Source organism: Bacteroides salyersiae WAL 10018 = DSM 18765 = JCM 12988, from assembly GCF_000381365.1.
Lineage (GTDB): Bacteria > Bacteroidota > Bacteroidia > Bacteroidales > Bacteroidaceae > Bacteroides > Bacteroides salyersiae.
The window spans coordinates 1-14,924 of record NZ_KB905468.1 but is presented as its reverse complement, the minus strand read 5'-3'; the positions used below and the strand labels follow the sequence as shown (position 1 = coordinate 14,924).

The following is a 14,924-nucleotide window of genomic DNA, read 5'->3' as shown; positions in this document are numbered from 1 at the left end:
GTACTGTGAGAATAAGTTCTATATTTGTCCGGAAATGCAAAGTAAGAACCTAAAAACTCACCTTACATGAATCAACTCTCTTTTGTCGATGCGTATCGGACTTTCCCTTACATCCTTACCGAAGGAGCTATTGTAGAGCGTTTACGCCATGAATTTCATATCCCTTTGGACGAACATCTTGTTCATGCCGCTTTGATTTATGACGATGCTCATCGTGATACGCTGGCAGGTCTTTACAAGCAATACATCGATATTGCCGCCAGTCACGATTTGCCTCTGATGCTGATGACACCCACCCGCAGGGCAAATGTCGAAAATATTGCTGTTTCTGCTTATCGGAATCGGAGTGTCATTCCCGATAATGTCCGTTTTCTTTTGCAACTGCGCGCATCGGCCCTTTCACCTGTTTATATCGGTGGTCTGGCAGGTTGTCGCGGTGATGCTTATGATGGTCGCTATCATTTTTCCGTAGAAGAGGCGATGCAGTTTCATTATCCTACGGTTCGTGCAATGGCTGAAGCGGGAGTCGATTTTCTGTTTGCAGGTATTATGCCCCAGCTTACCGAAACGATCGGCATGGCCAATGCAATGGCGGCAACCGGTTTGCCTTATATTATCAGCTTTATGGTTCGGCGCGACGGACGGCTGATGGATGGCACTTTTATTCATGATGCCATCGATACCGTAGATAAAGAGACGACCACCCGTCCTTTGTGCTATATGGCAAACTGTGTACATCCCGATGTTTTGCATCAGGCATTATCACATCCGAGGAATGATACTTTTTTAGTTCGCGAACGCTTTCGGGGTATCCAGGCCAATGCTTCCGCGTTGAGTCCCGAAGAATTGAATGGCCGTACCGATTTACTTTCTTCTTCTCCCGATGAACTGTCTGACAGATTGATGACCCTGTTATGGGATTTCCCGTTGAAGATATGTGGCGGATGTTGTGGTACGAATGAGCAGCATCTTCGGAATTTTGCAGAGATGCTGACTTTGAATAGTGTGCCGATATGCTAATGAAAGAATGAAGAAATGAATAATTAAAGAATGAAAAATTAAAGAATAATCTGTCAATTGGTTGTGTAGAAAAGATATTGGATATATTTCCTACGTTTTACACATTAACAATTATAGCTTCGTTTTCATTCTTTAATTATTCATTCTTTCATTTTTTTATAATCAAAGCGGCATATTGCCGTGTTTTTTCGGCGGATTGGTCTGCATCTTGTTTTCTGTCATGTCTAATGCTTGGATCAAGCGCTTACGGGTCTGTTTCGGCAAGATGATTTCATCGATAAAACCAAGTTCGGCGGCTTGATACGGAGTGGCAAATTTCTCTTTGTATGCTTCCAGTTCTTTGGCTTTGGTTTCTGCATCTGCTTTGCGGAACAGGATGTTTACAGCACCTTCGGCTCCCATTACGGCAATTTCTGCATTGGGATAGGCAAAATTTACATCAGCTCCGGTCTGTTTGGAGTTCATTACGATATAAGCGCCGCCATAAGCTTTGCGGGTGATTACTGTGATTTTGGGCACAGTGGCTTCTGCAAATGCATATACGATTTTTGCTCCGTGACGGATAATGCCGTTGTTCTCTTGAGTATATCCCGGCAGGAAGCCCGGAACGTCTTCAAATGTTATCAACGGTATGTTGAAACAATCGCAGAAACGGATAAAACGGCTTGCCTTGTCGCTGGCATCGATATCGAGCACTCCCGCCAGATAAGCCGGCTGATTGGCAACAATGCCTACCGAACGTCCACCCAGACGGGCGAATCCGATAATGATATTTTTGGCAAAGTAGGGCATTACTTCAAAGAAATATCCATTGTCTACCACGCGTTCGATGATCTCTTTCATGTCATAGGGAACATTCGGATCTGTAGGGACGATGGTATTCAGAGACTCGTCTTCACGATTGATTTCATCTGTACAAGGTTGCTTGCGTGTCTCGTCCATATTGTTTTGTGGCAGGAAAGAGAGCAATTCGCGGATGGACATCAGCAGTTCTTCTTCGCTATTGGCCATGAAGTGGGTCACACCGCTTTTGCTGCTATGCGTCATGGCACCGCCCAATTCTTCCTTGCTTACTTCTTCATGGATAACGGTTTTTACTACATCCGGTCCGGTAACGAACATATGACTTTTCTCTTTTACCATAAAGATGAAGTCCGTCAGTGCCGGAGAGTAGCAGGCACCTCCTGCACAAGGGCCGAGAATGGCGGAGATTTGCGGAATTACTCCACTTGCGATCGTATTCTGGTAGAATATATCGGCATAGCCTGAAAGACTCTCGATGCCTTCCTGAATACGTGCGCCTCCCGAATCATTCAAGGCAATGATCGGTGCACCGTTCTTGAGAGCCAACTGTTGCACCTTTACGATTTTTCTTGCGTTGGATGCCGACAGAGAACCGCCGTATACGGTGAAATCGTATGCATATACGAATACCTGGCGTCCGTCTATCTTTCCGTAGCCCGAAACAACTCCGTCTCCCGGAATCTTATTCTTGTCCATGCCATAGTTGGTACAACGGTGCACCATCAGTTTGTCCAGTTCCACAAACGTGCCTTTGTCCAGCAGCATGTCGATCCGTTCACGGGCGGTCATTTTCCCGCTTTCATGCTGTTTCTCTATCTTGTCGATGCCTCCACCGAGGGAAGCCATACGGTCACGCTCTTCGAACGTGGCATATGCTTTATTCATTTCCTCCATTATTCTATTGTTTCAAGGGTTATCAATGTCTGGTCACCGGTGATGTTGTCACCTTCTTGTACCAGAATTTCTTTAATGCGGCAATCTGAAGTCACTTTGTAATTGCTCTGCATTTTCATGGCTTCGATGACGATGGCTGTTTCGCCGGCTTTCATTTTTTGTCCTGCAGTAACAGGGATTTTTACCACCTTTCCCGGCATTGGCGAGGTGATGCGGTCATTTTGTTCCTCTTCCCCTTTTTTACGCATGCGCAGGTATTTGGCCTGGCTGTCTACGATGTCGATGTTGAAGCTGCTGTAGTGTGTATTCACTTTGTAGCTTTTTCCGTTATCGCTGCGAATCAGTTGGGCATTGGCACTGCGGCCGTCCATAAGGATGTTGCAGGTTCCGTTTTCCGCCATGACGACATCGGCTTCAAACGTTTTTCCGTCAATGGTGAGTACCACCTTGTTATCTTGTTTGCTGACCAGTTCTATTTCGGCCACGCGGTTTCCTATATGAATTTCCATAATTGATGTTATTTATATTCTGAGCACCCCTTTATGCAATCCGAACTCTTTCCACTTGCTGATCGGACGGTTGTCGGCTGCCAGTCCACTGTTGTTCTCTTCAAGGTTCATCAGATAGTCCATGTATGCGGCAATCATGGCAATGTTTTCGGCGCGTTCGCTGGTACGGGTGATGCTTTGTTGCAGCAATTCTCCGTTTTTTGCAATGAATCCCGTGTTGTAGTTTCCTTCTACAAAATCCGGGGTATCCATGATGGCACGCAGGTAGCTGATGTTGTTTTTTACGCCGGTCAGTTTATATTCGTGAAGCACACGGCGCATACGTTCGATGGCATATTCGCGTGTCGTAGCCCATACAATCAGTTTACCGATCATCGGGTCGTAATATATCGGAATCTCATAGCCTTCGTATACGTAACTGTCGATACGTACGCCGATGCCGTTCGGCTCGGTAATTTGCTTGATAACACCCGGACTGGGCATGAAATTCATTTCCGTGTCTTCTGCACAGATACGGCATTCGATGGCATGTCCGCGCTGTCTGATATCCTCTTGTTTTAATTGCATCACCTGTCCGTCGGCCACTTTAATCTGCTCTTTTACGAGGTCCACACCGATTACTTCTTCGGTAATCGGGTGCTCCACCTGCAGGCGGGTATTCATTTCCAGGAAATAATAATTGCGATGTTTATCGACAAGGAATTCAATAGTGCCCGCACCGATGTAGTTTACGGCTTTGGCGGCAGCTACTGCTTTTTCACCCATATCCTTACGGAGCTCCGGAGTAATGAACACCGAAGGGCTCTCTTCTACTATTTTCTGATTGCGGCGCTGAACCGAACATTCGCGTTCGCAGAGGTGAATTACATTGCCATGTTTGTCGCCCAATATTTGGAACTCGATATGATGCGGTTCTTCTACGAATTTCTCCAGATATACCGTATCGTCTCCGAATGAAGAAAGCGATTCGCTCTTTGCCGTGGTATAAGCTTCTTCCACTTCGCCGGCGTTATGAATGAGTCGCATGCCTTTGCCACCGCCACCCATCGATGCTTTCAGCATGACCGGATAACCGATCTTGTTACACAATTCTACGGCTTCTTCCACGCTTTTCAAGTTCTCCTGTGTTCCCGGAACTACCGGTACACCCGCTTCTGTCATTTTGATACGGGCGGATATTTTGTCTCCCATTGCTTCCATGGTTTCCGGTTCCGGACCGATGAAAATAATGCCTTCTTCGCGGCAGCGACGGGCAAATGTTGCATTCTCGGACAGGAAACCGTATCCGGGATGGATCGCGTCTGCATGGCATGATTTGGCCACTTCGATGATTTTTTCTATATTCAGATAACTCTCTTTGGATGCGGCCGGGCCGATGCAGTAAGCTTCATCGGCATAGAGCACATGCTTTGCGGTGCGGTCTGCCTCTGAGAAAACAGCGATACTCGTTATTTCCATCTCCCGGCAGGAGCGCATTACCCTTACGGCAATTTCTCCGCGATTGGCAACTAAGATTCTTTTTATCATATTCATTTCTCAATTAAATGCATATATTAGTGCTTTTCCACCCTGCGGATACACTCCACCCGATGAAACACAGTATTTTTACGATTTGGGGCTTAACAGCGATACTTTCCTTTCTAACCCACGAGACAGGAAAATATATATCCGAATGGCAGGTCTTCTGACTGACTCTCATCTTACAAGCCTTCCCGATGGATTTTTCACCTCCATCAGTGGCACGAATCCGGTTAATTTGTAAGATGTTTCACAGAGCTTCACAGCAGCGGGACTGTCCGGGAGTTACACCCGATTCCCTTTTAATCTTCCTCCGTTGACCACGGATTTCAAACCAATTCGGGCGCAAATATAGAAAATTATTGAATAAAGCGAATCTTTTTTGCACGAAAGTTTGCTTTTTGTGCAATCCGAACTGTGAAAGCATAAGGTCCGGACGTCTGAAATGCCATCTTTTCAATGGCAGGCTTCTATTGACTGATTATACCAGTCGTAAATCATATTTATGTTTAAAAACCTTACAATGCCGGTATTTGTTGGCTGAAGAAACTTTATAGAAAAAGGTTATTATTCTTAAAGTTGAGATTATACAGGTTCTGCTGTCGGATTGTGTATTGTCAATCCGCCGTCTGCTATAATTGTCTGGCCGGTGATGTAACGTGCATCATCTGAAGCAAGAAAGGCAATGGTTGCAGCGATGTCCTGCGGTTCTCCTAAATAGGGAGTTGCACATTGGCTGAGGAAAATGTTCCGTACATCTTCATTCAAATTGTTTAAAGCGGCAGGTGTGAGAACCAATCCCGGGGCTACAGCATTGCAACGGATATTTTTCTTGCCTGTCTGGGTTGCAATATATTTGGTAAGATTGATAACTCCTGCTTTGCTGGCACCGTAAAGCGTACCGTTTGAATCGGCTGTAATACCGCTGATGGAAGCCACATTGACAATGTTACCACCGCCATGTGTTTTCATTACGGGAATGACTAACTGTGAGAGATACATGGTACAGGAAAGGTTTAAATGAAAGGCTTCATCAAAATAGTCTATGTCCAGCTTTTCGATGCTTGTATCTCGTTTCGGGTCGGTTCCACCGACATTGTTTATCAGAATATCGATCTGCCCGTATTCTTTTATAGCAAAAGCAATCAGCTCTTTACAACTTTGTAATTCCGTGGCTGAGAAATAAACGGAACGTACATCTGCTCCTGAAAGAGTCAGTTCGGCAGCAAGTTTGTCTGCCCTTTCTTTTGAGTAATCTGCAATAACAACTTTACCGCCTTCGGAGACGATACGACGGGTGGTTGCTTCGCCTATACCACCGGCAGCACCGGTAATAACAGCTACTTTATTTTCAAATCTGTTCATATGGAATGTTTTTGGGTATTGTTACATTCAAAACAATATGGAAATGGAAAAGATTACTGCTTTAATTTCTCTTTAATATGATTTCCATTTTTTGTATTAAAATAAATATTTATATATTCGCACCATATACAACATCATAAAAGCAACACCGAAGATGAAACCTGCATACAAGAAACTTGAATTTGGAAGTTTTGCAGAAATAGAAGTCTATAAAGCATTTAGCAGTTTAATCGGTTCTGATGAAACGATAGAACGGGAGAAATTTATGTTTGCTGGGGGAACCAGAGGCTATTACGCTGACATTGTACTCCCTCATGGATGTAAAAGACTGAAAATGCCTCCAAAAACAATTGTGGAAATCAAAGGTACTTTACTGTTTGACACGATACATCGATATCTGGAAATGTATAAGACGAATAAAACGGATTGGGGTGTTTCTGCTTTTTGTATCGTTTATATCAATAGCCATGTTCCAGATGAATTTATTGCAAAATATGACAACAAAGATTTTAGAATTATATCTTTAAATGAGATACTTTGTTCATCTGATACCAACGCTGATACGGTTGAAGAGTTCCATGAAGAATGGGAAGATGAACGTGATAATCTGATAACAAAAGCTCGTGATAAGTTTTCCATTGGAAAGAATACATTGTTTCTTGGAGCGGGAGTCAGCATTGATGCCGGCCTTCCGACATGGGATGAATTGTTGAAAAAGATGTTGCATAAATACAAAAGGCGGAAACACAATATAGGCAGAGGTGATTATAAACGTGTCGAAAAAGTGTGTGCAGGTTCATCTATAATAACTGCACGGTATATCAGAACAGGGTTGGGAGTTTCCACATCTGATAAAGAGTTTGATAACATGATTCATTCTATTTTGTATAAGAAGGTCAATCAATCACAGTTGATTAATGAGATAACTAATATGGTGGTGAGTAACAAAGTAGAAAGTGTTGTAACTTATAATTATGATGACTTGATAGAAATAGAATTATCAAAAAAAGGTGTTCCTAATTTTTCTGTTTTTGGGGGTAATAGGGCTTTGTATGGAGAACTTCCTGTATATCATGTGCACGGTATAGTCACGATGGATGCAAAAAGCGGAATATATTCTACTCCTGTTTTGTCCGAAGAAGATTATCATAATATTTACAAAGAAGCATTTCATTGGTCGAATATTGAGCAGTTACATGCGTTGGACAGGACCACGTGCTTTTTTATAGGATTTTCCACGAGCGATCCGAACCTGCGAAGATTGTTGGAAATTTCGCAAAGTAAAGGAGACGGTGGAAAAAATCACTATGTTTTTCTTCGTAGAAGCAATTTTTCTAATGATAGTAATAGAGATATGGAAAATCTTACTATTCTAAAAAATATGATGAACGACTTAGGACTGAATGTAATTTGGTTTAAGGATTTTAATGAACTTCCTCAATTACTAAAAAGAATTTATTAATTCTGCCATTTGCTCGCTTTTCTGCAAAAAGTAGTACGGGGCGTTCACTGGGCTTTCAATATGAAATGTGAATGATTATGTTAAATGTTAACTTTTTGAATGCAAAATGTTAATAGAAAGGTTGCAGCATTAAACCATGTTATAATATAGCTTGTATGGGCTCTTAAATTTGCTAATGATGGAAAAGGCAGTATCTTTGTACTGTGTTTTTTTCATAAGTATTAGATTTAAGGTTAACAAGGATTGGTTGCGCGTGATGCGTAGCCATTTTTTGTTTATCAGAATCTATATCCCAGTCCGATTCTGAATGTCGGGTATATTCCCGAATACCCATTGGATGACCCGAAGTAGCCGACTCCTCCTGCCAGGTCGAATAGAAAATGTTTCCACACCCGGCGGAATCCCCAGTACGGAGTGACATTATATATATGTGCAGCTTCCCAGCCACTTGTGATTGCTATTGGAAAAGAATATCCCAAGTTTACGGATAGGTATCCTCCGGAGTTTCCAAAAGTACGTTTGTTTTTCCGGTGTCTTTTTTGCAGGTTATAATAGAAACGCGGTTCGACAGATATATTTCCGCTTATCAGATGGTAGTCTTTGGTTGTGATGTAGATTTCGTTGAGTGAGTTTACGTCCAGACCTAACATCCACCCGTAGGTATACGAACTTCCTGCACTGAAAAGTACTGTTCCGCGAGGAGAGAAAGCATATTCGTAGCTATATGCCAATCCAATGCCGTTTAGCTCAATACTATGACCGGATGTGGTTTGGTTTTGGATGGATTTATCATTGATCTTTCCGTCGGAAGATTCTGCATACGTGGGGCCAGCCAGCGAGAAAAACAAGATAATGAAAGATACTTTGTAAAGTGCTTGGAGGCGATAGGGGAGAAACTTAATTTTTTTCATATATTTCTGTTTTCTGTTTATGAATTAAATGTTTTGTTTATAAAGACAGTTTTAAAGTGAAAAGTCCCTATGGCGGCTATTGATTATTTGTCGGAATATCATGATTATTTTCTGATTTATTAAAGAAATGGAAAGCAAAAAGCAATTTATATTGTTATTAGTGCGATGTCGGTCTGCTTTTGGCTGCCTATTTACAAATTTATTAAAAAAAGAATATGAGAAAAAATCTATTGTGTTTTGCAGCGCTGATAAGTGCTTTTTTGTTTGCTTCCTGTTCTGGAGGTAGTAAGAGTAAGTCTGTTTCTGCCACGACGGCAGATGTTGAAAATGCGGCTGAGGTAATTCAGTATTATAATACTTCGCTCAATGTTTTGAGCAATATGGTGAAAGAAAAAGATATGAATGCAGTTTTGGGATATATGGAACAAAAGGGTAAGGTGCCCACAGTGCTTGCCATTGCTCCGCCTGCTGTTTCGGAAAAAGATACTCTCGCCTTGATGAATCCGGGCAGTTGCTTTAATGAGGCGACCCGGCAGAATTTGAAACAAAGTTATGTCGGGCTGTTCAATGCGCGGACGAAGTTTTATGCAAATTTTGACAGGTATTTGTCTTATCTGAAAGCAAAAGACTATTCTAAAGCCGATAAACTTTTGGATGTTAACTATCAGTTAAGTAAGGAGATGGCTGAATACAAACAGAATGTTTTTGATATTTTGAGCCCTTTCACCGAACAGGCAGAGCAGGTGGTTCTGGCAGATAATCCGTTGAAAGATCAGATAATGGCAGTTCGTAAAATGTCTTCTACAATGCAGAGTATAATCAATTTGTATGCTCGTAGGCCGGTTTTTGAAGGTGCTCGTATCGATTATAAATTAATTGAATTGAAAGATCAGTTAGAGGCTGCTAAGAAACTTCCGGCTATTACCGGAGATGAGAGTGCGATGAAATCTTATCAGGCTTTTCTGGATCAGGTTGAAATTTTTATCAGCAAAGTACAGAAAGTGAGCGAAAAAGCAGAGTATACCGATGCCGATTATGAGATGTTGACCAGTGCATACGAAACATCTGTCATCTAAATCCTGAAAAAAATGTATCTTTGTACCGGTTTTATACTTTTAATAGATTAAGATTATGAATAAAGTGATTATTAATTCGTATGCGGATTTTGAGAAACTGGTAGGTCAGCAGATTGGAGTTTCTGATTATTTGGAAGTCCCTCAGGACCGTATTAGTCTTTTTGCAGATGCAACGCTGGACCATCAATGGATTCATGTAGATACAGAACGTGCTAAGACGGACAGTCCTTATCACAGTACTATTGCGCATGGTTATCTTACTTTATCTCTTCTCCCATATTTGTGGAGCCAGATTATCGAGGTGAATAATCTGAAAATGATGATTAATTATGGGATGGATAAGATGAAGTTTGGACAAGCGGTATTGGCTGGGCAGAGTGTTCGTTTGGTTGCAAGTCTTCATTCATTGACTAATCTCCGTGGTGTGGCTAAAGCCGAGATTAAATTTGCTATTGAAATTAAGGATCAACCCAAGAAAGCACTCGAGGGTATTGCCATATTTTTGTACTACTTCAATTAACGAAGTGTGGGTGAGTCTGTGAAGCAATATATCGAAACACCTTGTTTGCTTCTTCGTGATTGGAAAAAAGGGGTACTGTTCACTATTTGAAGTGTGCCCCAAAAGTTTTATGTCTAACTTTTGGGGTGCACTTCATTTTTTGCCTTGTCCACTCTTTTGCCTTGTCCACAATTTTGTGTAAATATCAAACTTCAGTATTCAAGTTTTATACTTGATTCCTGTTTTTTTCCTCATTCCGTTTTTTCTTTTAATCTGTGTTTTTTTCTGTTCCCACAAAATAGTAGGCAGTAGCCACAAAATAGTGAGCATCCTCTTTTTAACATCGTTAATTTCTTTTTTTTATCCCCTTCTGTATCCGGCCTTCATTTCCCCTTCCTGTCAATATTTGTCACAAGGCTTCTTCCTTTCTCCATCCTGAAAGGCTCCTTTTCTCTATTGAAAAATAGATACATCCGTCTTCTTTCTTAATGTGCTGTTTACCAACCTCTTGCCTTTTCTTCTTTTTTCCCGTAGAGAATCTCCCCGTTCCTCTACGAGTCTCCCTTCCTTCCTCTACGGGTTTCCGTCCTTTTCCCGTAGAGTCTTCCTTCCCTTGTTTCTAATCCGTTACATCCCCCTCTTTCCTCCCTTCCTTTCCCTTTCTCCTTGTGTAATGATAAATGCTTCTCCATGCGGCAACGGATTCTTTTCCACAAACCTTCCCTTCCTTTCAATCCGTTTCTTTCTTCATCGTCCCCTTTTTTCCTTCATTTTTCCCTTTTCACGCGCGTATATATATTATAATGTGTAGCCCTTTTTCCCTTCCTTTCCCTTTCTCTGTTTTTATGTTCTACAACATGTTTCATAATCAGCCCCTTACATATTTATTTTCATTTTATTCAAAAATAAACATTGAAATCTTTTGCTTGTATCGTAAAAAGGCCTACTTTTGCATCCGCTTAGCTGAAGAGCCTGAGCCTGTTTCTTTGACATATTGAAAGCGCATTCTCCAAGTTAACGGTTTAAACAAAAAAACTCCCTGAAAGTTTTGGAAGTAAAACAATAAATTCGTTATCTTTGCAGTCCGGTTCGCAAAAAAAAAGGTCGGTTTGGTGTGTCGGTTCTTTCTTTCCCTTTCGCAAGAGAGTCTTAGAGTAGAAAATCCGCAACCCGAAAAAAAACTTCCGAAATATTTGGCAGTTTAAAATAAACCCCTTACCTTTGCACCCGCTTTTGAAAACAAAGCAACCATAGTTCTTTGAAATATTGATAAACAATACAAGTAGTACGATTCTGTCTTATTAAGTTATGACAGATTAAAATTTAGAACCGTCAATACTTATAGTATAGGTATTAGAATGACGTCAATAGATTTACGGTATCCTGAACAGAGCAATATACTGCCGCGTTTTAATTGTTGATTCATTAATGATTGATTCGTGCAGTCACAATACTTTTACAATGAAGAGTTTGATCCTGGCTCAGGATGAACGCTAGCTACAGGCTTAACACATGCAAGTCGAGGGGCATCAGGGTGTAGCAATACACCGCTGGCGACCGGCGCACGGGTGAGTAACACGTATCCAACCTGCCCTTTACTCGGGGATAGCCTTTCGAAAGAAAGATTAATACCCGATGGTATAACATGACCTCCTGGTTTTGTTATTAAAGAATTTCGGTAGAGGATGGGGATGCGTTCCATTAGGCAGTTGGCGGGGTAACGGCCCACCAAACCTTCGATGGATAGGGGTTCTGAGAGGAAGGTCCCCCACATTGGAACTGAGACACGGTCCAAACTCCTACGGGAGGCAGCAGTGAGGAATATTGGTCAATGGGCGAGAGCCTGAACCAGCCAAGTAGCGTGAAGGATGACCGCCCTATGGGTTGTAAACTTCTTTTATATGGGAATAAAGGGTGCCACGTGTGGCATTTTGTATGTACCATATGAATAAGGATCGGCTAACTCCGTGCCAGCAGCCGCGGTAATACGGAGGATCCGAGCGTTATCCGGATTTATTGGGTTTAAAGGGAGCGTAGGTGGACATGTAAGTCAGTTGTGAAAGTTTGCGGCTCAACCGTAAAATTGCAGTTGATACTGCGTGTCTTGAGTACAGTAGAGGTGGGCGGAATTCGTGGTGTAGCGGTGAAATGCTTAGATATCACGAAGAACTCCGATTGCGAAGGCAGCTCACTGGACTGCAACTGACACTGATGCTCGAAAGTGTGGGTATCAAACAGGATTAGATACCCTGGTAGTCCACACAGTAAACGATGAATACTCGCTGTTTGCGATATACAGTAAGCGGCCAAGCGAAAGCATTAAGTATTCCACCTGGGGAGTACGCCGGCAACGGTGAAACTCAAAGGAATTGACGGGGGCCCGCACAAGCGGAGGAACATGTGGTTTAATTCGATGATACGCGAGGAACCTTACCCGGGCTTAAATTGCAAATGAATATGCCGGAAACGGCATAGCCGCAAGGCATTTGTGAAGGTGCTGCATGGTTGTCGTCAGCTCGTGCCGTGAGGTGTCGGCTTAAGTGCCATAACGAGCGCAACCCTTATCTTCAGTTACTAACAGGTTATGCTGAGGACTCTGGAGAGACTGCCGTCGTAAGATGTGAGGAAGGTGGGGATGACGTCAAATCAGCACGGCCCTTACGTCCGGGGCTACACACGTGTTACAATGGGGGGTACAGAAGGCCGCTACACAGCGATGTGATGCCAATCCCTAAAGCCCCTCTCAGTTCGGATCGAAGTCTGCAACCCGACTTCGTGAAGCTGGATTCGCTAGTAATCGCGCATCAGCCACGGCGCGGTGAATACGTTCCCGGGCCTTGTACACACCGCCCGTCAAGCCATGGGAGCCGGGGGTACCTGAAGTACGTAACCGCAAGGAGCGTCCTAGGGTAAAACTGGTGACTGGGGCTAAGTCGTAACAAGGTAGCCGTACCGGAAGGTGCGGCTGGAACACCTCCTTTCTGGAGCGATGCCGTAAAGGGCGTCCATTTCCGGTTCTGAATGTACTACTGGTACTTGTTTATTTATAGCATATAGATCGACCGTCTATATTATATTATAGATAGAGATAAACAAGAGAAAGAAGAAGCCGAGCCGCATGGCGAGGTTGAACTAGTCCTATAGCTCAGTTGGTTAGAGCGCTACACTGATAATGTAGAGGTCGGCAGTTCAACTCTGCCTGGGACTACTTCCGCAAGTCGACGCCTGGTGGATTGCGAGCCTGAAATTACACTTTCAACTCTCAACTTCCAACTTTCAACTTGTACGAAGGGGGATTAGCTCAGCTGGCTAGAGCATCTGCCTTGCACGCAGAGGGTCAACGGTTCGAATCCGTTATTCTCCACTCCGCTTCGGATTGCCGGTTGTCAAAGGACGACTGACAGTTTAGGGCAAACGATCTTTGACATGATGTACAAAAAGTAAATTTTAGTAAAGAGCTAAAAGTATATATCAAACCGTAGTGTTTCGATTTTGGATTCCTGATTATTAATTTTTAAATTCTTAATTATTGATTTCAAATCGATCCGGTGATATAAAGAAAGTAAGAAAGGGCGCATGGCGGATGCCTTGGCTCTCGGAGGCGATGAAGGACGTGATAAGCTGCGATAAGCTGCGGGTAGGTGCAAATAACCTTTGATCCGCGGATTTCCGAATGGGACAACCCAACCGGTTGAAGACCGGTTATCTATCCAATGATAGAGGCTAACGCAGGGAACTGAAACATCTTAGTACCTGCAGGAAAAGAAAATAAACAATGATTCCCCTAGTAGTGGCGAGCGAACGGGGATTAGCCCAAACCATGGATGTCACGGCATCCATGGGGTTGTAGGACCACGATGTCGCACGACATCTGACGAGTAGAACGATCTGGAAAGTTCGACCATAGACGGTGATAGTCCGGTACACGAAGTCAGACGAAGCGTAGTGGTATCCTGAGTAGCGCGGAGCACGAGGAATTCTGCGTGACCCAGCCGGGACCATCCGGTAAGGCTAAATACTCCCGAGAGACCGATAGCGAACCAGTACTGTGAAGGAAAGGTGAAAAGCACTTCGAATAGAAGAGTGAAATAGTCCCTGAAACCGTGCGCCTACAAGCGGTCGGAGCTGTTTTAAACAGTGACGGCGTGCCTTTTGCATAATGAACCTACGAGTTACTTTTACTGGCAAGGTTAAGCATCTTGAGATGTGTATCCGAAGCGAAAGCGAGTCTGAACAGGGCGTATAGTCAGTAGGAGTAGACGCGAAACCAAGTGATCTACCCTTGGGCAGGTTGAAGGTTAGGTAACACTAACTGGAGGACCGAACCGATAAGCGTTGAAAAGCTTCCGGATGACCTGAGGGTGGGGGTGAAAGGCTAATCAAACTTGGAGATAGCTCGTACTCCCCGAAATGCATTTAGGTGCAGCCTTGTGAGTTACTAATGTGAGGTAGAGCGACTGATAAGATGCGAGGGCTTCGCCGCCTATCAAGTCTTGATAAACTCCGAATGCGCATTAGTCCTATCACAGGAGTGAGGGCATGGGTGCTAAGGTCCATGTCCGAAAGGAGAAGAATCCAGACCATCAGCTAAGGTCCCCAAATAAATGCTAAGTTGAACTAACGAAGTCAGATTGCTAAGACAGCTAGGATGTTGGCTTGGAAGCAGCCATTCATTTAAAGAGTGCGTAACAGCTCACTAGTCGAGGAGTTTGGCGTGGATAATAATCGGGCATCAAGCATTTTACCGAAGCTATGGGATACGTAAGTATCGGTAGGGGAGCATTCCACTCGGCGTCGAAGGTGAAGCGCGAGCTTTGCTGGAGCGTGTGGAAAAGCAAATGTAGGTATAAGTAACGATAAAGGGGG

At 43.3% G+C, this 14,924-nt stretch carries 9 protein-coding genes, 2 tRNA genes, 2 rRNA genes and 1 riboswitch; of the genes, 8 read left to right on the top strand and 5 right to left on the bottom strand.

Annotated elements, in window-relative coordinates; all coding sequences use genetic code 11:
- Positions 1-66 precede the first annotated feature (66 nt).
- Positions 67-1,020, top strand: coding sequence for a homocysteine S-methyltransferase family protein (locus HMPREF1532_RS18020; RefSeq protein ID WP_005933188.1), 954 nt, complete (start codon positions 67-69; stop codon positions 1,018-1,020).
- Positions 1,021-1,182: 162 nt separating this feature from the next.
- On the opposite strand, the gene HMPREF1532_RS18015 is transcribed toward HMPREF1532_RS18020, so the two are convergent.
- The 4 genes from HMPREF1532_RS18015 to hdhA all read right to left on the bottom strand — a co-directional run bounded on the left by HMPREF1532_RS18015 (position 1,183) and on the right by hdhA (position 6,110).
- Positions 1,183-2,718 (bottom strand): acyl-CoA carboxylase subunit beta, encoded by a 1,536-nt coding sequence (locus HMPREF1532_RS18015; RefSeq protein WP_025819790.1) that lies wholly within the window; start codon positions 2,716-2,718, stop codon positions 1,183-1,185.
- Positions 2,718-3,227, bottom strand: coding sequence for an acyl-CoA carboxylase biotin carboxyl carrier protein subunit (locus HMPREF1532_RS18010; protein WP_005933184.1), 510 nt, complete (start codon positions 3,225-3,227; stop codon positions 2,718-2,720). The genes HMPREF1532_RS18015 and HMPREF1532_RS18010 overlap by 1 nt, the downstream gene beginning before the upstream one ends.
- A gap of 12 nt (positions 3,228-3,239) precedes the next feature.
- Entirely contained in the window at positions 3,240-4,754 is a 1,515-nt protein-coding gene (gene accC, locus HMPREF1532_RS18005; RefSeq protein WP_005933180.1) for an acetyl-CoA carboxylase biotin carboxylase subunit, read from the bottom strand.
- 130 nt (positions 4,755-4,884) lie between these two features.
- A riboswitch (cobalamin riboswitch) is annotated at positions 4,885-5,100 on the bottom strand.
- A gap of 230 nt (positions 5,101-5,330) precedes the next feature.
- Positions 5,331-6,110 (bottom strand): 7alpha-hydroxysteroid dehydrogenase, encoded by a 780-nt coding sequence (gene hdhA / locus HMPREF1532_RS17995; RefSeq protein ID WP_005933176.1) that lies wholly within the window; start codon positions 6,108-6,110, stop codon positions 5,331-5,333.
- A 154-nt stretch (positions 6,111-6,264) separates the two neighbouring features.
- On the opposite strand from hdhA, the gene HMPREF1532_RS17990 reads away from it, so the two are divergent.
- Entirely contained in the window at positions 6,265-7,572 is a 1,308-nt protein-coding gene (locus HMPREF1532_RS17990) for an SIR2 family protein (RefSeq protein ID WP_005933173.1), read from the top strand.
- A 278-nt stretch (positions 7,573-7,850) separates the two neighbouring features.
- Here HMPREF1532_RS17990 and HMPREF1532_RS17985 read toward each other — a convergent pair whose 3' ends face one another.
- Positions 7,851-8,483 (bottom strand): hypothetical protein, encoded by a 633-nt coding sequence (locus HMPREF1532_RS17985; protein WP_005933171.1) that lies wholly within the window; start codon positions 8,481-8,483, stop codon positions 7,851-7,853.
- Between the two features lie 215 nt (positions 8,484-8,698).
- Between HMPREF1532_RS17985 and HMPREF1532_RS17980 the strand changes: the two genes are divergently transcribed.
- From HMPREF1532_RS17980 to HMPREF1532_RS17955, 6 genes are all read left to right on the top strand, one after another.
- Complete coding sequence (locus HMPREF1532_RS17980) at positions 8,699-9,559, top strand: DUF6845 domain-containing protein (RefSeq protein ID WP_005933167.1); 861 nt, start codon at positions 8,699-8,701, stop codon at positions 9,557-9,559.
- A 55-nt stretch (positions 9,560-9,614) separates the two neighbouring features.
- Positions 9,615-10,079 carry a MaoC family dehydratase gene (locus HMPREF1532_RS17975; RefSeq protein ID WP_005933164.1) on the top strand — a complete coding sequence of 155 codons (465 nt, stop codon included), beginning with the start codon at positions 9,615-9,617 and terminating at the stop codon, positions 10,077-10,079.
- A gap of 1,437 nt (positions 10,080-11,516) precedes the next feature.
- A 16S ribosomal RNA gene (locus tag HMPREF1532_RS17970) occupies positions 11,517-13,039 on the top strand.
- 153 nt (positions 13,040-13,192) lie between these two features.
- Positions 13,193-13,266: transfer RNA gene (locus tag HMPREF1532_RS17965), tRNA-Ile, on the top strand.
- An 82-nt stretch (positions 13,267-13,348) separates the two neighbouring features.
- Positions 13,349-13,422 (top strand) — tRNA-Ala (locus tag HMPREF1532_RS17960).
- Positions 13,423-13,614: 192 nt separating this feature from the next.
- Positions 13,615-14,924, top strand: a 23S ribosomal RNA gene (locus HMPREF1532_RS17955); the annotation flags it as partial.

Excerpts from the sequence above, each read along its gene's own strand:
- HMPREF1532_RS18020 (WP_005933188.1), top strand. The coding sequence starts at position 67 with ATGAATCAACTCTCTTTTGTCGATGCGTATCGGACTTTCCCTTACATC.
- HMPREF1532_RS18015 (WP_025819790.1), bottom strand. The coding sequence starts at position 2,718 with ATGGAGGAAATGAATAAAGCATATGCCACGTTCGAAGAGCGTGACCGT.
- HMPREF1532_RS18010 (WP_005933184.1), bottom strand. The coding sequence starts at position 3,227 with ATGGAAATTCATATAGGAAACCGCGTGGCCGAAATAGAACTGGTCAGC.
- accC (WP_005933180.1), bottom strand. The coding sequence starts at position 4,754 with ATGATAAAAAGAATCTTAGTTGCCAATCGCGGAGAAATTGCCGTAAGG.
- hdhA (WP_005933176.1), bottom strand. The coding sequence starts at position 6,110 with ATGAACAGATTTGAAAATAAAGTAGCTGTTATTACCGGTGCTGCCGGT.
- HMPREF1532_RS17990 (WP_005933173.1), top strand. The coding sequence starts at position 6,265 with ATGAAACCTGCATACAAGAAACTTGAATTTGGAAGTTTTGCAGAAATA.
- HMPREF1532_RS17985 (WP_005933171.1), bottom strand. The coding sequence starts at position 8,483 with ATGAAAAAAATTAAGTTTCTCCCCTATCGCCTCCAAGCACTTTACAAA.
- HMPREF1532_RS17980 (WP_005933167.1), top strand. The coding sequence starts at position 8,699 with ATGAGAAAAAATCTATTGTGTTTTGCAGCGCTGATAAGTGCTTTTTTG.
- HMPREF1532_RS17975 (WP_005933164.1), top strand. The coding sequence starts at position 9,615 with ATGAATAAAGTGATTATTAATTCGTATGCGGATTTTGAGAAACTGGTA.